Raw genomic sequence first — 1,203 nt, 5'->3', positions numbered from 1 at the left:
GGCTGTAGCTCTCCCGCGGCAGGTTCATCTCGCCATCCAGAGGATGCAAGCTAGCCTCCCCGGCTCGGGCGTACCCCGTACGTGGCACGCCGATCTTGCCGAAGCTCGTAACCAAACTCCGTGGGTGGCTTCGCTTCTCTGCCCGCCTCACGCCTTCGGCATCGATGACCGGACCCTCTGCCTCCCCCGGAGCCCGCATCTGCACATGGGCGGCCAACAGCTTGCGCAGCAACTCCCGGCCCTCTTCCTCCAGCCGCCGCTCGAGATCGCTCTCCGTCATCTTTCCCGCCTCCATCGACCTGAGAAATTCCGCCATCGCTCCGAACTGCTCTCCCGCCTCCTCGAATCCATCGTCCTCTGGGCTTCGAGCAAGTGCAAGGCCCATGCGACCTCCTCGGGCCCATCACTTCGCGCCGCTCCATTGCGGCTCCAATCTGGCCCGGGAAACCACCTTGTCACACGCATCAAGATTTGTCCAGCCCCGAGAGACCAACTCCATGGAACCACGCCAATATTGGCCGTCGACGTGCAAGGCCCTTCCGGGTTCTGTGCGGGTTCTTACTGATGGAGGCGCGACGGGCGTCCCAATCCCTCGGCACGGGATCGTGTGCCGGTGCTCGCGTTTGTCAAGGCTCCCCTTCGGCACCTCTCTCCTCGCGGACTCGTCGCTCGGTGGCCTTGACAGCCCCTGCGCGCCGGCAGGTCGGGGAGATGCCGGGGGATTGCCCGCAAGAATGGCTGGGGCTGAAGCCAGGTGCTGTCGCTGCCCGTGGCGCTTGCCTGTCACGCCCCGTTTACGCCTGGCCGAGAGAGGCTGCGTCGGCGCATCAGCTCCGATCGACCCACACGAAACCCGGATGGACCGCGTGCAAAGGTCGGCCGTTCCTGCTCGTTTGCGAACCGAGAGTGGGCACTAAACCACTGAAAACAAGCGCTTTCATACTCTATGAAAAGGAGCCGCACTCGTTTGACGTCCCAGTTCTTGCCACGCCGCGAGATCTCCAGCGCAAGAGCCTTCTCGGTTCGCCTCGAAAGAGCACAGGAAGCGGCCAGCAGGTACACTCCCGGCTCGGGGTCGGGCGGATCGTCGAGTACTTTCTTGAGTTCCTTCGCGGCCGGTGAAGGGCCGAAGCTCCGCGTTCGCTTGGCCTGTGTCGCCCATCGCAGGCCGTTCGGATCGGTACTCACGATGTCACATCCGCC

At 64.0% G+C, this 1,203-nt stretch carries 1 protein-coding gene; it reads right to left on the bottom strand.

Features of this window, described 5'->3' with window-relative positions; genetic code table 11:
* Nucleotides 1-385 (bottom strand): hypothetical protein (locus GY769_15990; GenBank protein ID MCP4203419.1); only part of this gene is annotated, 385 nt, incomplete at its 3' end.
* Nucleotides 386-1,203 lie beyond the last annotated feature (818 nt).

Source organism: bacterium, assembly GCA_024224155.1.
In the GTDB taxonomy this organism is placed as follows: domain Bacteria; phylum Acidobacteriota; class Thermoanaerobaculia; order Multivoradales; family JAHEKO01; genus CALZIK01.
Note: the sequence above shows the minus strand (reverse complement) of the source record. Positions and strands in the feature narration are given on the sequence as shown.